The organism is Variovorax sp. EBFNA2 (assembly GCF_033802765.1).
GTDB classification, from domain to species: Bacteria; Pseudomonadota; Gammaproteobacteria; order Burkholderiales; family Burkholderiaceae_C; genus Variovorax; species Variovorax paradoxus_H.
Genome location: NZ_CP138496.1, coordinates 425,071 through 449,062 on the forward strand (window position 1 = coordinate 425,071; position 23,992 = coordinate 449,062).

Genomic DNA, 23,992 nt, shown 5'->3' on the forward strand with positions numbered 1-23,992 from the left:
GTGTATTGGCACACGGTCTTGAGCAAATAGTGGGCCGGGACAACAATGCCGCCAACGGAGACACCGACCCATGAACCCCGCTTCTTCCAGTGCCCCTTCCAGTGCCGCTGGTGCACCGGCCAACCTGGCCGAGCGCCGCGACTACTACGCCCGCATCCGCCCGCTCAACCTCTCGCCGCTGTGGGAGTCGCTGCACGTGCTCGTGCCGCGCGAGCCCAGAAGCCCCTGCGTGCCCGCGCTGTGGCGCTACGACGAGATACGGCCGCTGCTCATGGAGTCGGCCGATCTCATCACCGCCGAAGAGGCCGTGCGCCGCGTGCTGGTGCTCGAGAACCCGGCGCTGCCCGGCAACGCGTCGATCACGCAGTCGATCTACGCCGGCCTGCAGCTCATCATGCCGGGCGAGGTGGCGCCGTCGCACCGCCATGTGCAGTCGGCGCTGCGCTTCATCGTGGACGGCAAGGGCGCCTACACCACCGTGGGCGGCGAGCGCACGACCATGCACCCGGGCGACTTCATCATCACGCCCTCGTGGGCCTGGCACGACCATGGCAACGAAGGCATCGAAGGCGTGACCGAGCCGGTGGTGTGGCTCGACGGCCTCGACATCCCGATGCTGCGCTTCTTCGACGCCGGCTTTGCCGAGAACGACGACGCCAAGGTGCAGCACGTGGCGCGGCCCGAAGGCCACAGCCTCGCGCGCTTCGGCCACAACATGGTGCCGGTGCGGCACGACCACACCTCGGCCACCTCGCCGATCTTCAACTACCCCTACCTGCGCAGCCGCGAGGCGCTGGCGCAACTGCAGAAGCAGGAAGCGCCCGACGCGTGGCTCGGCCACAAGCTGCGCTACATCAACCCGCTGACGGGCGGTTCGCCGATGCCGACCATCTCGACCCAGCTGCAGCTGCTGCCGAAGGGCTTCGCGGGCCGGACGCACCGCGCCACCGACGGCACCGTCTACAGCGTGGTCGAGGGGCACGGCACGGCCGAGATTGCCGGCCAGCGCTTCGACTTCGGCCCGCGCGACACCTTCGTCGTGCCCTCGTGGGCGCCGCTGCGCCTGTCGTCGCCGAAGGAAGACACCGTGCTCTTCAGTTTTTCCGATCGCCCTGTGCAGCAGGCCATGGGCATCCTGCGCGAAGCCTTCCTCGAAGACGCCTGAGGGCGCGGCGACCTTCCTTTTCTTCTTTCGTCTTTGTCTGACCCTGTGCCGTCCCCTGCGGCAGGAGCTTCCATGTCCTTCGTCTTCACGCCCCCTTCCATCGTCGGCCTGCCCATCGTCGGCTCCGACAAGCAGTTCCCCGTGCGCCGCGTCTACTGTGTCGGCCGCAACTACGCGGCGCATGCGCGTGAGATGGGCTTCGACCCCGACCGCGAACCGCCGTTCTTCTTCTGCAAGCCCAACGACGACGCCTCGGTCGTGCCCGTGGCCGAAGGCGCCACAGGCGCCGTGCCGTACCCCTCGCTCACGAGCAACTACCACTACGAAGCCGAGCTGGTGGTCGCCATCGGCAAGGGCGGCAAGGACATCCCGGTCGACCAGGCCGCCAGCCACATCCACAGCTACGCCGTGGGCCTGGACATGACGCGCCGCGACCTGCAGATGAAGATGCGCGAAGCCGGCCGCCCGTGGGAGATCGGCAAGGCCTTCGACTTCTCGGCCCCCATCGCGCCGCTGCGCACGCTGGCCGACGTGGGCGAGATCAACGCCGGCGCCATCACGCTCGAGGTCGACGGCCAGGTGCGCCAGAACAGCGACATCACGCACCTGATCTGGTCGGTGAACGAAGTTATCGCCAACCTCTCGACGCTGTTCGCGCTGCAGCCCGGTGACCTGATCTTCACGGGCACGCCCGAAGGCGTGGGCGCGGTGAAGCCGGGCCAGACGATCAAGGTCAGCATCGAGCGCCTGCCGTCGCTCACGGTTCGAATCGACTGAGTTTCCTGGCCTGCGCATGACTCCCTCGAAGAACCCTCCCTCCGTGCTGCTCGTCGGCGGCGGCATCGGCGGCATGGCCGCCGCGCTCGCGCTCGCACGCCTGGGCGTGGCCATCGACCTGCTCGAACAGAGCGCCGTCATCGGCGAGATCGGTGCCGGCCTGCAGCTCGGCCCCAACGCCTTTGCGGCACTCGACGCGCTCGGCGTGGGCGAGGCCGTGCGCCGCAGCTCGGTGTTCACCGACCGGCTCGTGATGATGGACGCGGTCGACTGCACGGAGGTGGCCTCGGTGCCTGTCGGCGAGGCCTTCCGCGCGCGCTTCGGCAATCCGTATGCGGTGAGCCACCGCGCCGACCTGCACGGCGCGATCCACGAGGCCGTGAAGCAGCATCCGCTGATCCGCTTCCACACCTCGGCGCAGGTCGAGGCGATCGACACCGGCGCGCACGGCGTCACCGCCGTCACGCGCGATGGCCGCCGTTTCCAGGCCGATGCCATCGTCGGCTGCGACGGCGTGAAGTCGGTGGTGCGCGCGAAGCTCATCGGCGACGCGCCGCGCGTGTCGGGCCACGTGGTCTACCGTGCCGTGGTGCCCGCGGCCGACATGCCCGCCGACCTGCAATGGAACGCACCCGTGGTCTGGGCCGGCCCCAATTGCCACCTCGTGCACTACCCGCTGCGCCATGGCGAGCAGTACAACCTGGTGGTCACCTTCCACAGCCGTGAAGAAGAAGAGTGGGGTGTCACCGATGGCAGCAAGGAAGAGGTGCTGTCGTACTTCGAAGGCGTGCATGCGCGCCCGCGCCAGCTGCTCGACCGCCCGACCTCGTGGCGCCGCTGGAGCACCGCCGACCGCGACCCCGTCGAGCGCTGGAGCGACGGCCCCGCCACGCTGCTCGGCGATGCGGCGCATCCCATGATGCAGTACCTCGCTCAGGGCGCCTGCATGGCGCTCGAAGACGCCGTGACGCTCGGCGAGGCCGTGAAGGCCTGCGACTTCGACATGACCGCCGCCTTCCAGCGCTACGAGCAGGCCCGCATCGCACGCTGCGCGCGCGTCGTGCTGTCGGTGCGCGAGATGGGGCGCCTGTACCACGCCCAGGGCGTCGAGCGCCTCGTGCGCAACAGCCTGTGGACCGGGCGCACGCCCGAACGCTTCTACGATGCGGTCGAATGGCTGTACGCCTGGCGGCCCGAGCACTGCCTGGGCGACGCATCTGCGCCGCGCTGACACGGTTTTTCTGCGATATCCCCACCCACGAGGCCGAAGGCCCAGGAGACAACCCATGAACTTTCCGCGCGCATTGCTGACGACCGCCGTCCTCGCCCTGACCGCCGCCTCCGGCGCATGGGCGCAGGGCAGCGACTACCCGAGCAAGCCGGTGACGCTGATCACCCCGTTCGCGGCCGGCAGCGGCCCTGACGCGGTGCTGCGGCTCGTGTCCGACAAGCTCTCGCGCCTGTGGAACCAGCGCGTGGTGGTCGACAACCGGCCCGGTGGCGGCGGCTTCATCGCCATCGACCAGGCGCGCCGCGTCGCGCCCGACGGCTACACGCTGCTGCAGCTGGACAGCGAGCACATCGCCGCGCTGCCGCACCTGTACAAGTCGCGCAACTTCGTGACCTTGCAGCACTTCGACCCGGTCGCCTCGCTGTTTCGCACGCCCTTCTTCGTGGCCGTGGGCACCGAGTCGAAGTGGAAGACCATGGGCGACCTGATCGCCGCCGCCAAGGCCAACCCCGAAGGCATCGTCTACGGCTCGTGGGGCGTCGGCAGCCCGGGCCACCTGGGCGCGCAGCAGCTCGAGGCGCTCACGGGCATCCGCATGCGGCACGCGCCGTACCGCGAGGTGTCGCAGCTGTACTCCAACGTCGGCACCGGCGAGGTGCCGTGGGCTTTCGCGAGCATTCCGTCGAGCCAGGGCATCTACAAGGCCGGCAAGCTGCGCTACATCGCCGTGGCCGCGCCCAAGCGCATCCCGCAGATGCCCGACGTGCCGACCATGGCCGAGGCCGGCGGCCCGGCCTCGCTGGAGGTCAACTCCTTCGTGTCGCTGCTGGCGCCCAAGGGCGTGTCGGCGGCCGTGAAGGCCAAGATCAACACCGACGTGGCCAAGGTCATCGCCGACCCCGACATCCGCGCCCGCTTCGACACCTTCGCCTTCGAGCCGCTGGCCTGGTCGCCCGAGGAAATCGAGCGCAACGCCGAGGCCAAGTCGAAGGTGTACGGCGAGCTGGTGCGCCGGGGCAACATCAGCCTCGACTGACGAGCGCGCGCCTTGCCCTGGGCTCGGCGCGCCAGTTAAGCTGCCTCTCTTTGCATATTTGTTCACCTTTTTGACTGTTTTTTTCCCATGCACGCCACCAAGAGAGCCCTCCTGATCGCCTGCGGCCTGGCCGCCACCGCGGCGTTGCCGCTGTCCGCCAGCGCCGACACCCCCGCGTGGCCGACCAAGCCGATCCGCCTGCTGGTGGGTTTCCCGGGCGGATCGACGCCCGACATCGCGGCGCGCACCATCGCCGAGCCGCTGTCCCGCGCGCTGGGCCAGCCGGTCGTGGTGGACAACAAGGCCGGCGCCTCGGGCAACATCGCGGCCGACCAGGTGGCCAAGGCCACCGACGACCACACGCTGGGCATCGTCATCAACGGCAACCTCACGTCGTCGAAGATGCTGTACCCCAAGCTGCCGTACGACCCGGCGAAAGACTTCACGTACCTGTCGCTGATCGCCACCGCGCCGCTGGTGCTCGTGGCACAGAACAGCCTGCCCTCGGGCACCGCCTTCTTCGACGCTGCGCGCCAGGCCGGCGACAAGTGGAACTACGGCTCGGTGGGCGTGGGCTCGGTCGGCCACCTGGGCATGGAACTGCTCAAGAGCCGCGTGAACGGCTTCAAGCCGGAGCACGTGCCCTACCAGGGCAACCCGCAGGTCGTCACCGCCATGCTGGGCGACCAGGTGCAGATGGGCCTGATCCCGCCGGGCGTGGCCATGCCGCAGATCCGCGCCGGCAAGCTCAAGGCCGTGGGCCTCACGGGCGGGCGCAGCGCGCTGGTGCCCGAGATCGCCCCGCTGGCCGAAGCCGGCGTGAAAGACTTCAGCCTCGAGGTGTGGGTCGCGCTGCTCGGCCCGGCCAACCTGTCGAAGACCGCGCAGGCCCGCATCAGCCGCGAGATCGAGATCGTCATGAAAGACCCCGACGTGCGCCGCAAGCTCTTCGAGCAAGGCTGGCAGGCCGTGGGCACCTCGCCGGACGGCATGCGCACGCGCGTGAAGGAAGAGGCGGCCATCATGAGCAAGATCATTTCCACCCGCGGCATCAAGATCCAGTGATGACGACGACCACCGCGCAGCAACCACACACCCTGAACGAACCGGCGCGCGCGCTGCCGGTGTTCGGCGACTTCGACGTGGTCGTGGTCGGCGGCGGCCCCGCCGGCATTGCCGCCGCCGTGAGCGCCGCGCGCCACGGTGCGCGCACGCTGCTGGTGGAGCGCTACGGTTTTCTCGGCGGCATGGGCACCGCGGGCGGCGTGACCAACTTCGCGGGCCTGTACGGCAAGCGCCGCGGCGAGATGACGCAGCTGGTGCGCGGCGTGGTCGACGACCTCATCGACCGCATCGCCGGCTTCAACGGCATGAACGCGCCGCAGAACGGCATGGGCGGGCGCATCTGCGTGCGCTCGTACGACACCTCGGCCTACAAGCTGGCCGCCGACCAGTTGCTGGAATCGGCCGGCGTGCAGATGCTGTTCCACGCGTACGCCGCGGCCGTGCTGCACGACGGCGCGCGCATCAGCGCGCTGGTGGTCGAGACCAAGTCGGGCCGCCAGGCGATCCGCGCCAATGCCTTCATCGACGCCAGCGGCGACGCCGACGTGGCGGCCTTCGCGGGCGTGCCCTTCGAAGTGGGCGACGGCCACGGCAGCGGGCTGTTCCCGACCACCATGTTCCGCATCGGCCAGGTCGACGCGCCGGCCGCGCTGGAAGCGGTGGGCGAGTTCTCGGCCATCAACGACTTCATGGCGCGCGCCGAGCAGCAGCATCCGGGCAAGTACAGCTTTCCGCGCGAAGGCGCGATCCTGCGGCCCAACAAGGACCCGCGCGAATGGCGCGCCAACGTCACGCAGATCCGCAACGCCGCCGGCGGCGCGATGAACGGCATCGATGCGCGCGAGCTCAGCGACGGCGAACTCGAAGGCCGGCGCCAGATTGCCGCGTACTTCAAGTTTTTGCAGGCCGAAGTGCCGGGCTTTGCGCCGTCGGCCATCGTGGAGATCGCGCCGCAGGTCGGCATCCGCGAGACGCGGCGCATCCAGGGCCTGTACGCGCTGGGCCGCGAAGACATCCTCGGCTCGGCCACCTTCGACGACACCATCGGCCTGAACGCCTGGCCGATGGAAATGCACGCCGACGGCCGCATCGAGTGGGCCTTCCCGCGCGACGAAGCCAACGCCTACAACCACCTGCCGTGGCGCATGCTGGTGCCGCAGACGGTCGACAACCTGCTGGTGGCCGGACGCTGCGCCTCGATGACGCACGAAGGCCAGTCGGCCGCGCGCGCCAGCGGCGGCTGCTTCGTGATGGGGCAGGCGGCCGGCACCGCGGCGGCCTCGCTGGGCAGCGGACGCTTTGCGGCGATCGACGTGGCGGCGCTGCAGAAAAAGCTGGCGGCCGATGGCGTCGACCTCGACCGTTAAGAAGGTGTGAACGAATCCGCCATGCCCGCTCATCCCGCCCAGACACGCCCCCTCGGCGTTGCAAATGCTCGCCATAGCTCGGCTATGGCTGCGCTTTGCGCCTTGAGGGGGCGCGCCTGGGCAGGCTGCTCGGCCACGCCGGATTCATTCACACCTTCTGAGGGCGGCGCGGCGCTAGAGTCCGGGGCTGGATGAACTCGAACCCCGGACACACCGTGCCTCTTTCTTCTTCGCTGTCGACCCCTGCGCGTCGGCTCTTCCTGGCGCTGGCCTGCGCCGCCTTCGGCCTGCTGCAGGTGGGCTGCGCCAGCCCCCCCGAGGGCGACCCCGTCCACGGCAAGGACCGCGTGCTGAGCTTCGTCGCAGCCAAGGACGGCCGCAAGGTCGCCATCGCCGGCGACAAGTACCACTACGTGTTCGACGGCGACCCGTCCGTGGCCGCGTTGCTGCGCTGGGACGGCCGCACCAAGGTCACGCCCGCGCTCATCGGCGAACTGAAAGTGGCGCGCAACCAGAGCTTCGAAGGCCAGTACGTGCTGATGGCCTTCGACGCCGACCTGACGCCCGAAGACCGCAACTTTCTCGTGCAGACCGGCTTTGCCAAGGCCGAGGTGAAGTACGGCGACCGCACCGGCCCGGTGCTGCGCTACTTCGGCACCGTCTACGGCAAGCGTTATGCGGCGGTGGCGCTGAAGTCGGCCGACACGGTCGATTTTTCGCGGCGCCAGTACTTGAAGTACGTCGAGCAGGAAACGCTCAGCGGCGCGTTCAGCCAGGCCGAGCGTTCGCCGCTGGTGTACGGCGCCGACGGCGCGATGCTGCTGGGCGGCGTGCCGGTGCGCATGGTCGATGGGGGCACGGATTACGGCTGCAGCCTGCGCCTGATGCTGGACCTCTGCTTCTTCAAGTAGGCCCGCCGGGCGCTGCTGACCGGGCCGCGACAGCGCGCGGGCCCGGCCTTTGCTATCGTCGAGGGCTGCTTTTTTTGCCCGGAAATCTCCCCCCGATGACCCCCGAACCCGCCCTTGCCGCCCGCCTCGTTGCCGACCTCGTCGCCCTCATGCAGCTCGAACCGCTGGGCGGCGACCGCTTCCTGGCCCAGAGCGAGGACATCGGCACGCCCGCCGTCTTCGGCGGCCAGGTGCTCGGCCAGTCGCTCATGGCCGCCAGCCTCACGGTGGGCGCCGAGCGCCCCGTGCATTCGATGCACGCCTACTTCCTGCTGCCCGGCGAGCACGCGCCCATCGAATACAGCGTCGACCGCGTGCGCGACGGCCGCAGTTTCACCACGCGCCACGTCGTGGCGCGCCAGCAGGACCGCATCATTTTCGAGATGTCGGCCTCGTTCCAGACCGTGGACGAGGGCGTCGAGCACCAGTTCGCCATGCCCGCGGTCGAAGGCCCCGACGACCTGAGCAGCGAGCTCGACCAGCGCATCGCGCTCGGCGACCGCCTGCCCGAACCCTGGCGCTCCAAGGCCATCCAGCCGCACGGCATCGAGTACCGGCGCGTCGACCCCGAAGACCTGCTGCGGCCCGAAGTGCGCCCCACCGAGAACCAGAGCGCCATCTGGATGCGTGCCATCGCGCCGCTGCCCGACGACCTGACGGTGCACCGCGCGCTGCTGGCCTACGCCTCCGACCACGGCCTGCTGCGCGCCGCGATGCTGCCGCACGGCCTGAGCTTCATGAGCGGCCAGGTGCGCCCCGCCAGCCTGGACCACGCGATGTGGTTCCACCGCGATTTCCGTCTGGACGACTGGCTGCTCTACGTGGTCGACTCGCCCAGCGCGGGCGGCGCGCGCGGCCTGTGCCGCGGCAGCATCTACACGCGGGACGGCCGGCTCGTGGCGTCGGCGGCGCAAGAGGGGATGCTGCGCATCCGCAAGCCGGGATCGCCGCGCACGCCGATCACGGGCTGAACGTCCTCCGCTTTCCTTCACTCACTCGCTCGATCGCTCCGACCATGAAGATCTTCTTCTCTCCCGCGTCTCCCTTCGTGCGCAAGTGCATGGTCGTGGCCCACGAGCTGGGCGTGGCCGATCGCATCGAGAAGCTGCCCAGCGCCGCCGGCCCGGTGAAGCGCGACGCCAGCATCCTGCCGAACAACCCGCTGGGCCAGGTGCCGACCTTCCTCACCGACGACGGCCAGGTGCTGTTCGACAGCCGCGTGATCTGCGAGTACCTCGATACGACACACGCTGGCAGCCTGTTCCCGGCCACCGGGCCTGCGCGCTGGGAGCGCCTGACCGAGCTGTCATTGGCCGACGGCATGACCGGCGCCGCGCTGCTCGCGCGCTACGAGACCATGCTGCGCCCCGAGGCGCTGCGCTGGACCGACTGGACCGACGGCCAGCTCGACAAGGTGCGCACCGGCCTCGAATGGCTCGAAGCGGCGGCGCCGTCGTTCGGCGAGCGCGTCGACATCGGCACCATCGCCTTCGGCTGCGCGCTGGGCTACATGGACTTCCGCTTTCCCTCGGTGGACTGGCGCGCCCAGGCGCCGAACAGCGCGAAGTGGTTCGCGGCGTTCAACCAGCGGCCGTCGATGCAGGCCACGTTGCCGACGGTCTGATCCGCTGCTGCAGTTCAGGGCGACGCCCCCGCCGACGCGGTACCTTGCTCCGCGAATGTCCTCCGCCCTTCGGGCTCCCCCTTGATTTCGCTGCGCAAGGCACCCCATCGCCGTGAGCGTTGGGCAGTGCGGTGATTGATCGACCCGCACAACGACAGCGTCCAGCGGGCGCAGGACACTGGGTGCTTCCCGCAGCGAAATCAAGGAGGAGGGCGAAGCCCGGGGGACATTCGCGGAGGGAAGTACCCGGTGGCCTGTGCCCGCGCCCTGAACAATCGCGCCCCGAAAGCAACCCCCACAAAGCACTTCCCCGAGCGCGCCCCAACCCACAGCGCCCTCGCCACAATGCGTGCTTCGAATACACGAACCCAAGGAGCCCGCATGCCTTCAGACACCCCCCAAAAAGTAGCCATCGTCACCGCCGGCGGCAGCGGCATGGGCGCCGCCGCGGCCCGCAAGCTCGCGGACGACGGCTTTCGCGTGGCCATCCTGTCCTCGTCGGGCAAGGGCGAAGCGCTGGCGCAGGAACTCGGCGGCATCGGCGTCACGGGCTCCAACCAGTCGAACGACGACATCCAGCGCCTCGTCGACAAGGTCATCGCCGAATGGGGCCGCATCGACGTGCTCGTGAACAGCGCCGGCCACGGCCCGCGCGCGCCGATCCTGGAGATCAGCGACGACGACTGGCACCGCGGCATGGACGTCTACTTCCTGAGCGCCGTGCGCCCCGCGCGCCTCGTGGCGCCGCACATGGTGAAGCAGGGCGGCGGCGCGATCATCAACATCTCGACCTTCGCGGCCTTCGAGCCCGACCCGGTGTTCCCGACTTCGGGCGTGTTCCGCGCCGGCCTCGCGGCCTTCACCAAGCTCTTCGCCGACCAGTACGCCAAGCACAACGTGCGCATGAACAACGTGCTGCCGGGCTTCATCGACAGCCTGCCCGAGAAGGACGTGTTCCGCGAACGCATCCCCATGGGCCGCTACGGCCGCAGCGCCGAGATCGCCGCCACCATCGGCTTCCTCGCCTCCGAGGGCGCGGGCTACATCACGGGGCAGAACCTGCGCGTGGACGGCGGCATCACGCGGTCCGTCTGACGGCGCTCCCTACAATCGGCGCCCATGTGTTCCCGGATGCCCCGCTTCCCCATCCGCCGCCGGCAGTCGGGCTGCTCGCGGCCGACGCCTCCCTGACGCGGGCGGCGTGAAGCGCGGCGGCTCACGGCCGTTGCCATCCGCACGGAGGCCGCACGCCGGCCTCCTTTTCTTTTCCTGTTCCGCATCGCGGCGCCCCGCGGCGCCTGCGGACTGTTGCCGCTTCCCATGTCTTCTACCCACAGTCGCCTGCGCACCGAGTGGTGCCCGAGCATTCCCCGCGAGCTGATGGCGGGCGCCGTCGCCACCTTCGCGCTCATTCCCGAGGTCATCGCCTTTTCCTTCGTCGCTGGCGTGGACCCGGCGGTCGGCCTCTTTGCTTCTTTTGTCATCGGCCTCGTGATCGCCTTCACCGGCGGCCGGCCGGCCATGGTGTCGGCCGCGGCCGGCTCGGTGGCGCTGGTGGCCGCGCCGCTGGTGCATGCGCATGGCCTGACGTACCTGCTGGCCGCGGGCGTGCTCGCGGGCGCGATGCAGATCGTGTTCGGCCTGCTGCGGCTCGGCGTGCTGATGCGCTTCGTGTCGTCGTCGGTGCGCACCGGCTTCGTCAATGCACTCGCCATCCTGATCTTCGCGGCGCAGATGCCGCACTTCATCGGCGCCAACACCGCGACCTGGGCCATGGTCGGGCTCGGGCTGGCCATCATCTACCTGCTGCCGCGCCTGACGACCGCAGTGCCGTCGCCGCTGGTGTGTATCGTGGTCGTGACGCTGGTGGGCCAGTGGCTCGGCCTGCCGCTCAAGACCGTGGCCGACCTCGGCCATCTGCCCGATGCGCTGCCCACATTCGCGTTCCCCTCGGTGCCGCTCACGCTGGAGACGCTGCGCATCATCGCGCTGCCGGCCTTCGCGATCGCGATGGTCGGCCTGCTCGAATCGATGATGACCGCGAGCGTGGTCGACGAACTCACCGACACGCCGAGCTCGAAGAACCGCGAGTGCAGCGGCCTGGGCATCGCCAACGTCGCGGCCAGCTGCTTCGGCGGCATCGCGGGCTGCGGAATGATCGGCCAGACCGTGAGCAACGTGCGCTACGGCGGACGCGGGCGGCTGTCGACGCTGTTCGCCGGTGTCTTCCTGCTGATCCTCATGGTGCTGCTCAAGCCCTGGGTGTCGCAGGTGCCGGTGGCGGCGCTGGTCGCGATCATGGTGATGGTGTCGGCCTCGACCTTCGACTGGGGCTCGCTGCGCACGCTGGTGCGGCACCCGCGCATGTCGAGCGCCGTGATGCTCGCCACGGTGGCTGTCACCGTCGCCACCGACAACCTCGCCGCGGGCGTGGCCGTCGGCGTGATGCTCAGCGGCGTGTTCTTCACCTTCAAGGTCGCGCGGCTGCTGCAGGTGCAGGCCGAAGTGGAAGAAGGCGGCACACGCGTCTACCGCGTGACGGGCCAGGTGTTCTTCGCCTCGGCCGACATGCTGGTCGATGCCTTCGACGTGCGCGAGATCGACAGTGCACCGGTGCGCATCGACGTGACGCAGGCGCACTTCTGGGACGTCACCTCCGTGGCCGCACTGACCAAGGTGGTCGAGCGGCTGCGCAAGCACGGCAGCGTGGTGGAGGTCGTCGGCCTCAATCAGGCGAGCCGCGACCTCATCCTGAAACTCGACGCCGCGCCCGAATAAAACGAACGCGGCCCGCGTTCAGACGCCCAGGTAGCGCGTCCACAGCGACCGGTCGGCGTCGAGCGCCGCCGAGTCGCCCTGCCACACCACGCGCCCGCGCTCGAGGATCATGTGGCGGTCGGCCAGCGGCAGCAGGCGCTGCACGTACTTGTCGACCACCAGGATCGCTTCGCCTTCGGACTTGAGCGTGGCAATGCAGTGCCAGATCTCCTCGCGGATCACCGGGGCCAGGCCTTCGGTGGCTTCGTCGAGGATCAGCAGGCGCGGGTGCGTCGACAGCGCGCGCGCAATGGCCAGCATCTGCTGCTCGCCGCCCGAGAGCTGGTTGCCCGCGTTGGCCTTGCGTTCCGACAGGCGCGGAAAGAGCTTGTACAGCGCCTCGACGGTCCAGCGCGGCGCGCTGCCGGGCCGGGGCCGTGCGAAGGCGCGCAGGTGCTCGTCCACGCTGAGGTTGGGGAACACGTGGCGCCCCTCGGGCACGATGGCCATGCCGCGCCGCGCGATGGCGTCGGGCCGGTGGCCGCCGATGGCCGCACCGCAGAAATTCACGCCGCCGCGCATCGGCGCGATCGTGCCGGTCAGCACCTTCAGCAGCGTGCTCTTGCCCATGCCGTTGCGGCCCAGCAGCGCCATCACTTCGCCGGCACCGACGCGCACGTCGATGCCGAACAGCACCTGGCTGGCGCCGTAGCCGGCTTCGATGGCGGTGGCCTCGAGCAGGGCGGTGGTCGTGGTCGTCGTGCTCATGCGTGTCCTTCCGCTTCGGTTCCGAGGTACACGGCCTGTACGTCGGGATGGCCCCGCACTTCGTCGGCCGTGCCGCTCATGAGCACCTTGCCCTGTACCAGCACCGTGAGGCGGTTGGCGAGGCGGAACACGGCGTCCATGTCGTGCTCGATGAGCAGGATGGCCATCGATTCACGCAGCGATTCGATCAGGTCGACCATGCGCGCCGACTCGTCGGGCCCCATGCCGGCCATCGGCTCGTCGAGCAGCAGCAGCTTGGGTTCGGCGGCCAGCGCCAGTGCCACGTCGAGCGCGCGCTGCGCGCCGTGCGGCAGCGTGCCCGCGATGCGGTGGCGCTCGCTGCCCAGGCCCACGCGGTCGGCCAGTGCGTGGGCACGGTCGACCAGCGCACGTTCGTTGGCACGCGGCGCGAGAAAACGCAGGCTGCTGCCCGCATGGGCCTGCGCCGCGAGCATCAGGTTGTCGTGCACCGTTTCTTTGGCGAACACGCGCGTCACCTGGAAGCAGCGCGACATGCCGGCGGCCACGCGCTGGTGGTCCTTGTAGGCCGTGATGTCCTGCCCGTCGAGCATCAGCCGGCCCGCGTCGGCCTCCAGCAGGCCGGTGATGAGGTTCACCAGCGTGGTCTTGCCCGCGCCGTTGGGACCGATGAGCGCGTGCACTTCGCCGCGCTCCACCGTGAGGTTCACATGGTCGGTCGCCAGCAGGCCGCCGAAGCGCTTGACCAACCCTTCGATTCTGAAAAGGCTCATGGCTTGGCGCTCCCTGCGGCAGTTGCAGCGGAAGCCGCTGCTGCTGCGACCGTGCGGCGTTTCGTCGACAACGCGGCGAGGCCGCGCGGCGCCCAGAGGGCGACGGCGATCAGCAGCAGGCCCAGCGGCATGTGCCAGTGTTCGGTGTGTTGCTTGAGCACTTCCTCGAGCACCAGCCAGACCACGGCGCCCACCGGTCCGCCCCAGCTGCGGCCGAGGCCGCCGATGACGACCATCACCACCAGCGTGGCCGACTGCGTCCAGTGCATGGTCGCGGGGCTCACGAAGCCGTTGCCGCCGGCCAGCAGCGCGCCGGCCAGACCGGCGATCGCGCCCGCGATGGCGAAGCCGACGAGCTGCAGACGAAACACCGGGTAGCCCAGCGCGCGCATGCGCGTCTCGTTGTCGCGGATGCCCATCAGCGCATGGCCGAAGCGCGCCTGCGTGGCGCGGTGCAGCCACCACAGCGCGAGCGCGACCACCGCGAGCACCACCCAGTAGAAGGTCGACTCGTTGCCCAGGTCGAGGCCCGGCAGCAGCGTGGGGCGCGACATGAGCGTGTAGCCGTCGTCGCCGCCGTACTTGCGCAGCGACACGACGACGAAGTACAGCATCTGCGCAAAAGCCAGCGTGGTCATGATGAAGTACACGCCGCGCGTGCGCAGCGCCACCGTGCCGATCAGCGCAGCGACGAGGCCGGCCACCAGTGCAGCCATGGGCCACAGGAGCCAGGCCGACATCACGCCGGCGTCGCTGAGCGCCACCACCGTGTAGGCGCCCATGCCGATGAAGCCCGCGTGCCCGAGCGCCACCATGCCGCCGAAGCCGAGGATGAAGTTCAGGCTCGCGGCAGCCAGCGCGACGATGAGCACGCGCCGCACGAAGCCGATGTAGAAGTCGAGCCCGAACAGCGGCGCGACCAGCGGAAAGGCCGCGAGCGCCACGAGGAGCAGCCCGAGGCCGAAGGTGCGTGACGAGAATTTCATGCGCGGGCCGAGAAAAGGCCGGAGGGCCGGAAGATCAGAACGACGACCATGAGCGCGTACATCGCGACCTCGGCGAACAGCGGCCCCAGGTCGGCCGCCGTGGCGGGCGGCAGCGTGGCGCGCAGCAGCATCGGCACGAAGGCGCGGCCGATGGTGTCGACCACGCCGACCAGCAGCGCGGCCACGAAGGCGCCGCGCACCGAGCCGATGCCGCCGATCACCAGCACCACCAGCGCCGGGATCAGGATGGCTTCGCCCATGCCCACCTGCACCGCGACGATCGGGCCCATGAGCGCACCGGCCAGTGCAGCGAGTGCCGCGCCGAGCAGGAACACGCCGTTGAAGATGCGGCCCACGCGCACGCCCATCAGCTCGGCCATCGGCCTGTCAGATGCGCCTGCGCGCACCCGCATGCCGATGCGCGTGTGGTTCACGAGCACGTACAGCGCCAGCGCCATCAGCACGCCGCCCGCGAGGATCACGAGGCGGTACGAGGGGTAGGGCAGGCCGTCCATCAGCTCGACCGGGCCCGAGAGCGCGGCCGGCGTGGGCGCCATGATGGGCGAGGGGCCCCAGATCATCTTGACGATGTCGTCGGCCACCAAAATCACGCCGAAGGTGGCGAGCACCTGCGCCAGGTGGTCGCGCTTGTAGAGGCGGCGCATCAGCAGCACCTCGATGAGCAGCGCCACCACCACGGTGACGAGCACCGCGACCACGATGGCCGCGGCGAACGAGCCGGTGCGCGTGTGCGCCTCGGCCGCCACGTAGGCGCCGGCCATGAACAGCGAGCCGTGCGCGAGGTTCAGCACGTCCATGATGCCGAACACCAGCGTGAGGCCCGCCGCCAGAAGAAAGAGCATCAGGCCGTAGCCGATGCCGTTGAGCAATTGCTCGAGGACGAGGATGCCGCTCATGGAAAAACGAGCCGCATCACTTCATGCTGCACTTGGCGGCGTAGCTGTCGCCATAGTTGGTGAGAACCGTGTTGATCAGCTTGTTCGTCACCTTGCCTTGCGCGTCCTTGCCGATCACGCGCAGGTAGAAGTTCTCGATGGGGAAGTGGTTGTTCGCGTACTTGAAGGTGCCGCGCGTCGAGGCGTAGTTGGCCTTCTTCAGGGCAGCGACCACGGCGTCGCGGTTCTGCGCGTTGCCGCCCGATTGCTTCACGGCGGCGTCCATCGCGAGGATCGCGTCATAGGCCTGCGCGGCGTACACCGACGGGTAGCGGCCGTTGTATTCCTTGCGGAACGCAGCCACGAAGGCCTTGTTGGCGGCGTTGCCCAGGTCGTGCGCCCAGTGCGAGGTGTTGAACAGTCCGAGCATGGGCTCGCCCACGGCGCCGATCACGTCTTCGTCGGCCGAGAAGCCGCTGGTGACGAGCGTGATGTCCTTCGACAGGCCCGCGCCGACGAACTGCTTGATGAAGTTGATGCCCATCGCGCCGGGCAGGAAGAAGTAAATGGAGTCGGGCTTGGCCGCGCGCAGCTGCGCGAGCTCGGCGGCGTAGTCGATCTGGCCCAGCTTGGTGTACAGCTCGTCGGCCACCTGGCCCTTGAACTGGCGCTTGAAGCCGCCGAGCGCATCCTTGCCGGCCGGGTAGTTGGGGGCGATGAGCACGATCTTCTTGAACGCGCGGTCTTGTGCGAACTTGCCGGCCGCTTCGTGGAACTGGTCGTTCTGGTAGGCCGTGCCGAAGAAGTAGGGGCTGCACTGCGCGCCGGCAAACTGGCTCGGGCCGGCGTTGGCCGACAGGTAGGGCACCTTGGCGTTGAACAGCGTCGGGCCCACGGCCAGCGCCACGTTGGAGCCGATGGGGCCGCTGAAGATGTCGATCTTGTCGCGCTGGATCATGCGGTCGACCAGCTGCTTGGCCTGGTCGGGGCTGCCGGCCATGTCGGCCTGCACGAACTCCACGTCCTGCCCGCCGAGCTTGCCGTTCAGTTGCTTGATGCCGAGCGAAAAGCCGTCGCGCGCCTCGGCACCCAAAGCCGCGAAAGGCCCCGAAATATCAAGGGCCAAACCGACCTTGACCGGCGCGGCGATGGCCGACACCGAGGCGCCGAGGGCAGCGCCGCACAGCAGCAGCGAGAGCAGGGTGCGCGGCAGCGCGGGCGATTTCAGGAACGTGGGGCGCATCGGGTTCTCCGGCAAGGGAAGGGTTGAGACAACTGAACTGTTGATAGTTAAATACTTTAGCCGTAAACAATTCGGTGTCAACGGTACTAGCACGAATGGTGCCAGTGAAACGTGTCGCTTCCGCCGCGCCGTGCCCTCGCCGGAGGGTTCCGCCAACGTCAACCAAACGGGCTGGCCGTGGCGAACCAGAGGCCGATGCCGGTCGCGATGATGAAGGCCCCGTCGGTCACGCCGGCGACCAGGAAGAACTTGGTCTGCAGCGTGTCGACCAGCTCGGGTTGGCGCGTCGTGCCTTCGAGAAACTTCTGGCCCACCAGCGCGATGCCGAGGCACGAACCCAGGGCGGCGACGCCGATCAGCAGGGCAACGGCGAGCGGGAGGATGTTGAAGCCGGTCATGGTTTTTTCTCCTGGTTGATGAATCGATGGACCCACTGTTCCAGAACGGGTGCATCGAATCCATGACGCGGGAGGTCATGCGCCAGACGAAAAAAAGCCGGCCGTCGAAACGGCCGGCTTTGCGTCAGGCGCGAAGCGGAGGGCTTACGGCAGCTGCGTCCAGTTCTGGTTGTTGCCGCCGTTGCAGGTCCAGGTGATCAGCGCCGTGTCCTGCGTGGTCGAGCCGTTCGGCACGTCCAGGCACGAGCCCGAGGCCCGGTTGCGCAGCGTGCCGCCCACGAGGCTCCACTGCGCCGTGTTGCCCGTCGAGCAGGCCACCTGCACCACCGCTGCGTTCGTGGTCGCCGTGCCGTTCTGTGCCAGGCACAGGCCGCTGTGCTCGGCGATGAACTGCACGTAGCCGCCGGTGACGGGCGTCATCGTGAACTTCTCGTTGCCCGCGTTGCCGCACGGCCACTGCACCGCCGTCGCGCCGCTGGTGGTCGAGGCGGCCTTGATGTTCACGCACATCGTCGGGTTGAGGTCGGAGCGCAGCCGCGTGACCACCGCCGGGGCGGTGTCCTGCGAGCGCACGTACTCGCGCAGCGCCACCACGTCGTTCGCCGGCAGGCTGGAGGCATTGCCGTGGCCGCCTGCGAGCAGGTCCTGCAGCGTGGCCGCCTGGCCGTTGTGGAAGAACGCGGTGGTGTTCCAGGTGCCCGACAGGGTCGGCGTGTCGAAGCCCACGCCCGCCAGCGGCTGGTTGCTGCCCTTGCCCGACGAGGCCTGGATCGTGCCCACGTCGTGCCGCAGGCCGTCGCGAGAGGTGGCACCCGTGTGGCAGGTGGCGCACTGGGCCGTGGTGAACACGGTCTGTCCGCGCACCGCGTCCACGCTCAGGCTGCCGTCCGCGGCGCGGGCCGGGCTGCGCATGTACTTGTTGAGCGAACCCAGGTACACGGCCAGGTCGTCCAGCTGCGCGTTCCTGCCGGCCTTGGGCGCACCCAGCGGGGCCTGCGTGGCGGTCCAGTCGGCGTTGCTCAGGAAACCGGTGCCGCCGAACTCGTTGCGGATGTCGTTCTCGAAGTCCTGCACTTCGTCGAAGTTGGCCGTCCAGTGCAACTTGCCGTGGCTGGTGCCGCGCCGCCCTTGCAGGCTGATGGTGCGGCGCAGGCCTTCGCCGCGCTGGGTGAAGTCCCACACCATGCCGTCGTCGCCGCCGTCCGCGTGGCAGCTGGCGCAAGACATGTAGTTGTCCTTGCTCATGCGCCGGTCGGCCGCGTTGTAGAACACCTGCTTGCCGCGCAGCGCCGCGGCCGCCATCGGCTCCTGCGCCACGGTGGGCACGTTCTGCAGGAAGATCGCCGCGTTGGTCTCGGCCGACAGCACCTGCGCCACGTCATGCACCGACACCGAGCGCGCCAGGAAGTTGTTCACGAACAACCGCTTGCGCGCCGCATCGAGGTACAGGCCGTGCGGGGCGCTGCTGGCGTTGATCTCGCCGCGCACCGCGCGGGTGTAGCTGTCGACGATGGCGACCCGGTTGCCTTCCATCTGCGCCACGAACAGGTAGTCGCCGGCGGGCGAGTACAGCGCGGCGCGCGCGGGGGCGCGGTCGTCGAAGTCGATCTGCTCGGAGAACACCTCGGCGGCGCCCTGCAGGTTCACCTGCGACAGGATGGAACGCACCGTCTGGTCGTGCGGCAGGTCGGTGCCATCGCGGAAGCGGCCGCGCACGATGTTGTCCTTCTTCGACGGCAGCACGGCACGCGAGCCGTCGGGCGAGATCACCACCTGGCTCAGGTAGTTGGCCACGCCACGCGCACGGCTCTCGGTGTCGACGGTCGTGGTGTCCACCGGCAGCGGGATGGTCTGCAGCGCGGTCAGCGTCTGCAGGTTCACCTTGTGCAGCTGGCCACCCGTCATCTTCGACTTGAAGCGCGTGACGTAGGCCACCTGCGAGTCGGCGCTCACGGCGATGCCGCGCACGCCGCCTTCGAGTGCCAGCGCGCCGGTGGTGGTGCCGTTGCTCGGGTCGAAGCTCATGAGCACCGACTTGCTTTCCAGCGTGAGCAGGCCCTTGGCGCCGTTGGGCGTGAAGGCCACGCCGTAGGGGCCGCTGCCGTAGGCCAGCGGGATCGACACCGACTGCGAGCCGTCGGCGGCGTTGAGTGCCACCAGCTTGTCCTCGCCCTGCACCGCGACCCAGATGCGGCCGTCGGGGCCGACAGCCAGCGTCTTGGCCTCGTCGCCGACACGCACTTCCCAGAGCTTGGCGAGTGTCTGCGCGTCGATGGCGGCCACCGTGCCGCTGTCGGGGTTCACCGAGTACACCCGGCTCGCATCGCCCGCGATGTTGGTCGTGTGCGTGGGCGCGGTCGCGGTGACCGGCGCGATGATGGTCACGTTGTAGGTGTAGTAGGTCTCGCGGCCGCTGCTGTCCTTCACCGTCAGGGTCACCGTGTAGTGGCCCGGGGTGGTGTAGGTGTAGCTGGTGTTCGGTACCGACGAGAAGGCCGTCTGCGTGCCGTTGCCGAAGTTCCAGCGGAACTGCACGCCGCTGGCGCCGAGCGTCGCGGGGTTGAAGGTCAACTGGCCGTTGACCAGCTTGGGCCCGCCGCCCAGGCCCGGGTCGCCGATGATGGCCTGGCCGCGCAGCGTGTCCACCTCGGTCTGGCCGAGCACGCGGCCGTACACGCGCACCTCGGCCAGCGTGCCCTTGAAGAGCGCGGTGTTGCCCTGGATCTGCCCCATGACCTGGAACTTGGTCGACAGGCCCTTGGTGCCGGTCGGCCCGGTCGAGGTGGTCTTCACGCCGTCGACGTACACCGCCTGCGCGCCCGAAGCCGCGTCGCGCGTGAGCACGACGTGATGCCAGTTGCCGTCGTTCACGACCGCCGTGGAGGTGGTGCCGCCGTCATTGCCCACCGAGAGCTTGATGCGCCCGCCGCTGTCCAGCCAGCCCCAGAACACGTCGTCGGTGCCGCCCGACTGGTCGCGACCGAAGATGCCGGGCGCGGTCCACGAGTTGGCACTGCCGGCTTGCGTGGTCTTCATGTAGAAGCTCAGCGTCGCGGTGCCGCCCAGCGCGCTGGCCACGGTGTCGTTCTTCAGCGGCACACCCGCGGTGCGGTTCGCGAAGTTCAGGCCGATGCTCTCGAACGCGTCGCCGGTGGCGGGCGTGCCGTTGTTGGCGCCGATCTGGTCGCCCAGGTTGCCCGTCAGCGGCCAGTGGTGCATCAGGTTGATGTCGCTGGCGTTGCCGGTGTTGAAAGTGGAGCGGTAGTCGGCGCCGATGGCGTTGCCCGCATAGTCCTTCACGCCGTTGGCCGGCAGGAACACCTCATAGCTCGTGCCCGGCAGCAGCGGCTGCGCGGGATGGAAGTTGACGATGCCCAACTGCACGCTGTAGGTGCCCGCCAGCGTGTTGCCGCCCACCGGGCGCACGATGAAGGTGTTGCTGTTCACGCTCTCCGGCCGGATGCTGTCGGTCATGCCCAGGCCGATGCGCGAGGTGAGGGCCTGCTGCTTCGCTCCGTTGGCAGGCGAGACCTGCTTCACTTCCGGCTTGGTGGTGTCGGGCTCGACCGAGTGCACGACGAAGCCGCTGCCCGAGCCGTGGTCGTTGCCCACGAAGACGAGGTTGCCGAACATCGCGACCTGGCCGTTGTCCGAGTGCGAGAAGTTCGGGTCGTCCTCGCGCAGGATGCCGCCGCGGCCCACCTCCACGTGGTTGAGCGGGTTGCTCACGTCGACCTTGTGGATGCGGGTCTGCGCGCCTTGAATGACGTAGTGGTCCTGCGTGGCGCAGTACAGCTGTTCGTCGATGACGAGCCGGTTGTCCTCGGCCACGAAGCGCGAGCGGTCGCTCAGGTCGTAGCTGTACATCTTGGCGCCGCTGCCGCGCGCGGAGGTGTGCACGGTCTTGCCGTCGAAGCAGGTCGCGTAATAGAACGGCGTGGCGCCGGCGATCGAATCGAGCACCTTGGGGTTGAGCGGGTCGGAGATGTCCAGGCTCGCGAAACCGCCGTTGCTTTCCATCGCGGTCAGCACCATGTGGTTGCCCATCGTGAAGATCGGGCCGAGGCGGAAGCCGCCGAGTTCGCCGGTGGGCACCGGGTTGGGTTTGCCCGCGCCGCGGTTGGCGACCACCGCGTTCGCGGGGTCGGTCGCGTCGACGATGAACATGCCCCGTCCGGCCGAGGCCACGTACAGGTAGGGCGCCTGCCACCAGAGCTGCCAGGCCACGTTCTCGTAGTCGCCGGCGTTGACGCCGGGCAGTGCCAGCTTCTTCACCTGCTTGATGTCGTTGATGTCGGTGAAGTCCCAGAACTCGACGCCGTTGATGCTGGGCAGCACCACGTAGGTCTTGCCGCCGATCTTCGCGGTGCCGAAGGAGTGCGTTTCGCGGAACTCCTTGGTGCGGCCGCCTGACGCGTCATCGGGCTCGTAGATCTTCTTCACGAGCTGGATCTGGCGCGGGTTCGACACGTCGTACAGCAGGAAGCCGCCGGGGCCGAGGCCGCTGTCCGGCGCGAAGGAGGTGAGGAAGTAGCCGTTGACCATGATGCCGGCGTTCATGCCGTAGTCCTTGCGGCCCGGGAACGTGGCGGGCACCTCGCGCGACTCGTAGGCGTCGCTGTGCGCCGGATCGAGCGGGTGGTTGGGGCTGGTGATCATCGACACCGGCTTGAACAGTTCCGCCGAGGTGTAGGTGAGGTTGCCCAGGCCCGGCCCCTGCAGCGGGAGCGGGTCGGCGACCGCAGCGGCAGCCGCCGTGGCCATGTTGTTGAGGGTCGTCATCGGACTGACCCCGGTGATTGCCGCATGCGTCAGCAATGTGACGCACGGCACCAGGAACGCCATCAGGAAATACCGGATCTTCATCGTCGCCTCCAGGTTGTTTGAAGTTCGCAGGGAACCCTCTTGTCCTTGGTTCTCTCGAGTCACTCGGCTCTCTTGCAGGAAAGCGCACGCGCAGGCGCGCCCCCGGCGGGCAACGCATGCGTTGTCCGCCGTCCAGCTTCTTCTTCTGTCTTGCTCTCCCGCTGGTTGGCGCCGGCGCCTTCCGGGTGGAAGGCGTCAGCGCCGGGGCGCTCTTATTTCACGCCGCCCGATTCGTAGATGTTCCAGGCCGCTTCGGCGCCGGCATCGTTGTGGATCATGGCCATCAGTGCGCTCACCACCGCCGAGGGGTTGGCGTGCTGGTAGACGTTGCGGCCGTACACCATGCCGACCGCGCCCTGGTCCATGAGCACGCGCGAACGCGCGAACACCTGCTGCAGGTCTTCGCGTCCGCCGCCGCGCACGAGCACGGGGCAGCGCGCGGCCTGCACCACGCGGTGGAAATCGGTGGCGTCGGTGGTGGGGTCGGCCTTGACGATATCGGCGCCCATCTCGCGCGCCAGGCGCGTGAGCGTGACGATCTTTTCGGCGTCGCCGTCCACCATGTAGCGGCTGGTAGCGGTGGGCGCCTGCATCACGAGAGGCTCGATCATCAGCGGCATGCCGTAGCGGTCGCAGTCGGCGCGCACGCGGGCGATGTTCTGAACGCACTGGCGGAACAGGTCGGGCTCGTCGGGCAGCATGAACAGGTTGACGACCACGCAGGCGGCGTCCATCTGCACGGCGGGCAGCACCGGGTCGTCCTGGTTCTGCAGCACGGCCCACATCACGCGGTGGTGCACGGCGTTGTAGGGGTTGCCCATGTCCAGGCGCATCACCAGCGCGGGGCGCTCGCGGCCGGGGCGGTTCTGCAGCAGGTCGGACTGCCCGTAGTTGAGCTGGATCGCATCGGGCCGGGCGGCCACGAGCTTGTCGATCACGCCGGGCATGTCCTCCAGGCCGTCGAGGAAGGTGGGCTCGTTGCACACGCCGTGGTCGAGGGCGATGTCCAGGCAGCGGCCGTTGTGCAGCAGGCGGTTGAGCCGCGCGGTCTTGTCTTTCGACATGAAGGAAGAACTCCGTGGTGAGGAAAAAGGAAGGAAGGGAAATGGCGCGTCGCTCAGGCGAGCGCGTCCAGGTGGCGCTTGGCTGCGGCGTCGATGAGCTGCAGCGCTTCGCCGTCGAGCACGACCGCACCGGCGCCGGCGTTTTCAATCGCCTGCTGGCGCACGCGCGCGCCGCACAGCGCCACCGAGACGGTGCCGCGTGCGATGGTCCAGGCGATCATCATCTGGCCGAACGAGCAGCCCAGGTGCGTGCGCAGCGGCTCCAGCGCGTCGAAGAAGGCCTTGAGCTTGGCGCGGTTGGCTTCGCTGAAGCGCGGGTTGGTGGCGCGCTGGTCGTCGCCCTTGAACTCGCGCGCAGGGTCGATGGGCCCGGCCAAGAGGCCCAGCGCCAGCGACGAGTAGCCCAGCACCGCCACGTTGTGCTCGGCGCACAGCGGCGCCAGCGTGGTCTCGATCCCGCGGTCGATGAGGCTGTAGAGCTCCTGCGCCGCATCGACCGGGCCGTGCGTCAGGTACTCCGAAAGAATCTCGGGCGTCGCGTTGCTCACGCCGATGGCACGGATCTTTCCCTGCTTCTTGAGCGAGAGCAGTGCGTCCATGGTCTCGGCCACGGGCGTCGTGTGGTCCTGCCAGTGCGTGATGTACAGGTCGATGTAGTCGGTCTGCAGGCGCTTCAGGCTCTCTTCGCATTCGTGGAAGATCGAGTCGCGACCGAGGTAGCGGTACACCGGGTGGCCGTCTTCCTCGAAGAAGTGCGTGCCCTGCTGCGTGTGCCACACCAGGCCGCACTTGGTGGCGATCACGGCCTCGTGGCGGCGGCCCTTGAGCGCGGTGCCGACGATGCTCTCGGAACGGCCCAGGCCGTAGGCCGGTGCGGTGTCGATCAGGTTCACGCCCGCATCGAGCGAGGCCTGGATGGCGATCACGGCGGCTGCGTTGTCGCCGCCGCCCCACATCCATCCGCCCATGGCCCAGGTGCCCAGGCCGATGGCCGAGCTTTCGATGCCCGAGGGCCCCAGGGTGGTCTTCTTCATTTGTGTTGCGCTG

At 68.8% G+C, this 23,992-nt stretch carries 20 protein-coding genes; 11 read left to right on the plus strand and 9 right to left on the minus strand.

Annotation, left to right across the window (positions count from 1 at the left end; translation table 11 throughout):
* Positions 1-70 precede the first annotated feature (70 nt).
* The 11 genes from gtdA to RZE79_RS02025 all read left to right on the plus strand — a co-directional run bounded on the left by gtdA (position 71) and on the right by RZE79_RS02025 (position 11,993).
* Positions 71-1,165, plus strand: coding sequence for a gentisate 1,2-dioxygenase (gtdA, locus tag RZE79_RS01975; RefSeq protein ID WP_319358812.1), 1,095 nt, complete (start codon positions 71-73; stop codon positions 1,163-1,165).
* 72 nt (positions 1,166-1,237) lie between these two features.
* A complete protein-coding gene (locus tag RZE79_RS01980) occupies positions 1,238-1,942 on the plus strand; it encodes a fumarylacetoacetate hydrolase family protein (RefSeq protein ID WP_099794668.1) in 705 nt (234 codons plus the stop codon).
* Positions 1,943-1,958: 16 nt separating this feature from the next.
* Complete coding sequence (locus RZE79_RS01985; protein WP_319358813.1) at positions 1,959-3,173, plus strand: 3-hydroxybenzoate 6-monooxygenase; 1,215 nt, start codon at positions 1,959-1,961, stop codon at positions 3,171-3,173.
* Between the two features lie 55 nt (positions 3,174-3,228).
* Positions 3,229-4,209 carry a tripartite tricarboxylate transporter substrate binding protein gene (locus tag RZE79_RS01990; protein ID WP_319358814.1) on the plus strand — a complete coding sequence of 327 codons (981 nt, stop codon included), beginning with the start codon at positions 3,229-3,231 and terminating at the stop codon, positions 4,207-4,209.
* Positions 4,210-4,296: 87 nt separating this feature from the next.
* Positions 4,297-5,274: a tripartite tricarboxylate transporter substrate binding protein gene (locus RZE79_RS01995; RefSeq protein ID WP_153281066.1), complete on the plus strand. Its 978-nt coding sequence runs from the start codon at positions 4,297-4,299 to the stop codon at positions 5,272-5,274.
* Entirely contained in the window at positions 5,274-6,641 is a 1,368-nt protein-coding gene (locus RZE79_RS02000; RefSeq protein ID WP_319358815.1) for an FAD-dependent oxidoreductase, read from the plus strand. Before RZE79_RS01995 ends, RZE79_RS02000 begins: the two co-directional genes overlap by 1 nt.
* Positions 6,642-6,856: 215 nt before the next feature.
* On the plus strand, positions 6,857-7,552 hold the full coding sequence (locus RZE79_RS02005; protein ID WP_319358816.1) for a hypothetical protein: 696 nt from the start codon (positions 6,857-6,859) through the stop codon (positions 7,550-7,552).
* A gap of 95 nt (positions 7,553-7,647) precedes the next feature.
* Positions 7,648-8,562: an acyl-CoA thioesterase II gene (locus RZE79_RS02010; RefSeq protein WP_319358817.1), complete on the plus strand. Its 915-nt coding sequence runs from the start codon at positions 7,648-7,650 to the stop codon at positions 8,560-8,562.
* A gap of 44 nt (positions 8,563-8,606) precedes the next feature.
* A complete protein-coding gene (locus RZE79_RS02015) occupies positions 8,607-9,215 on the plus strand; it encodes a glutathione S-transferase (RefSeq protein WP_319358818.1) in 609 nt (202 codons plus the stop codon).
* 381 nt (positions 9,216-9,596) lie between these two features.
* Positions 9,597-10,310, plus strand: a complete 714-nt coding sequence (locus RZE79_RS02020) for an SDR family oxidoreductase (protein ID WP_319358819.1) — start codon at positions 9,597-9,599, stop codon at positions 10,308-10,310.
* Between the two features lie 225 nt (positions 10,311-10,535).
* Positions 10,536-11,993: a SulP family inorganic anion transporter gene (locus tag RZE79_RS02025; RefSeq protein WP_319358820.1), complete on the plus strand. Its 1,458-nt coding sequence runs from the start codon at positions 10,536-10,538 to the stop codon at positions 11,991-11,993.
* An 18-nt stretch (positions 11,994-12,011) separates the two neighbouring features.
* On the opposite strand, the gene RZE79_RS02030 is transcribed toward RZE79_RS02025, so the two are convergent.
* The 9 genes from RZE79_RS02030 to RZE79_RS02070 all read right to left on the minus strand — a co-directional run bounded on the left by RZE79_RS02030 (position 12,012) and on the right by RZE79_RS02070 (position 23,979).
* On the minus strand, positions 12,012-12,740 hold the full coding sequence (locus RZE79_RS02030) for an ABC transporter ATP-binding protein (protein ID WP_319358821.1): 729 nt from the start codon (positions 12,738-12,740) through the stop codon (positions 12,012-12,014).
* On the minus strand, positions 12,737-13,492 hold the full coding sequence (locus RZE79_RS02035; RefSeq protein ID WP_101493386.1) for an ABC transporter ATP-binding protein: 756 nt from the start codon (positions 13,490-13,492) through the stop codon (positions 12,737-12,739). The genes RZE79_RS02030 and RZE79_RS02035 overlap by 4 nt, the downstream gene beginning before the upstream one ends.
* A complete protein-coding gene (locus RZE79_RS02040) occupies positions 13,489-14,478 on the minus strand; it encodes a branched-chain amino acid ABC transporter permease (protein WP_319358822.1) in 990 nt (329 codons plus the stop codon). The genes RZE79_RS02035 and RZE79_RS02040 overlap by 4 nt, the downstream gene beginning before the upstream one ends.
* The gene (locus tag RZE79_RS02045; protein WP_056584164.1) at positions 14,475-15,395 is read right to left on the minus strand and encodes a branched-chain amino acid ABC transporter permease; all 921 of its coding nucleotides are present in this window, start codon (positions 15,393-15,395) and stop codon (positions 14,475-14,477) included. The genes RZE79_RS02040 and RZE79_RS02045 overlap by 4 nt, the downstream gene beginning before the upstream one ends.
* Before the next feature lie 16 nt (positions 15,396-15,411).
* On the minus strand, positions 15,412-16,617 hold the full coding sequence (locus tag RZE79_RS02050; RefSeq protein WP_319358823.1) for an ABC transporter substrate-binding protein: 1,206 nt from the start codon (positions 16,615-16,617) through the stop codon (positions 15,412-15,414).
* Between the two features lie 158 nt (positions 16,618-16,775).
* Positions 16,776-17,015 carry a F0F1 ATP synthase subunit C gene (atpE, locus tag RZE79_RS02055; RefSeq protein ID WP_319358824.1) on the minus strand — a complete coding sequence of 80 codons (240 nt, stop codon included), beginning with the start codon at positions 17,013-17,015 and terminating at the stop codon, positions 16,776-16,778.
* Between the two features lie 144 nt (positions 17,016-17,159).
* Positions 17,160-21,881 carry an Ig-like domain-containing protein gene (locus RZE79_RS02060; protein ID WP_319358825.1) on the minus strand — a complete coding sequence of 1,574 codons (4,722 nt, stop codon included), beginning with the start codon at positions 21,879-21,881 and terminating at the stop codon, positions 17,160-17,162.
* 212 nt (positions 21,882-22,093) lie between these two features.
* Positions 22,094-22,945: an aldolase gene (locus tag RZE79_RS02065; RefSeq protein WP_319358826.1), complete on the minus strand. Its 852-nt coding sequence runs from the start codon at positions 22,943-22,945 to the stop codon at positions 22,094-22,096.
* Between the two features lie 53 nt (positions 22,946-22,998).
* Positions 22,999-23,979, minus strand: a complete 981-nt coding sequence (locus tag RZE79_RS02070; protein ID WP_319358827.1) for an aldo/keto reductase — start codon at positions 23,977-23,979, stop codon at positions 22,999-23,001.
* Positions 23,980-23,992: the final 13 nt, after the last annotated feature.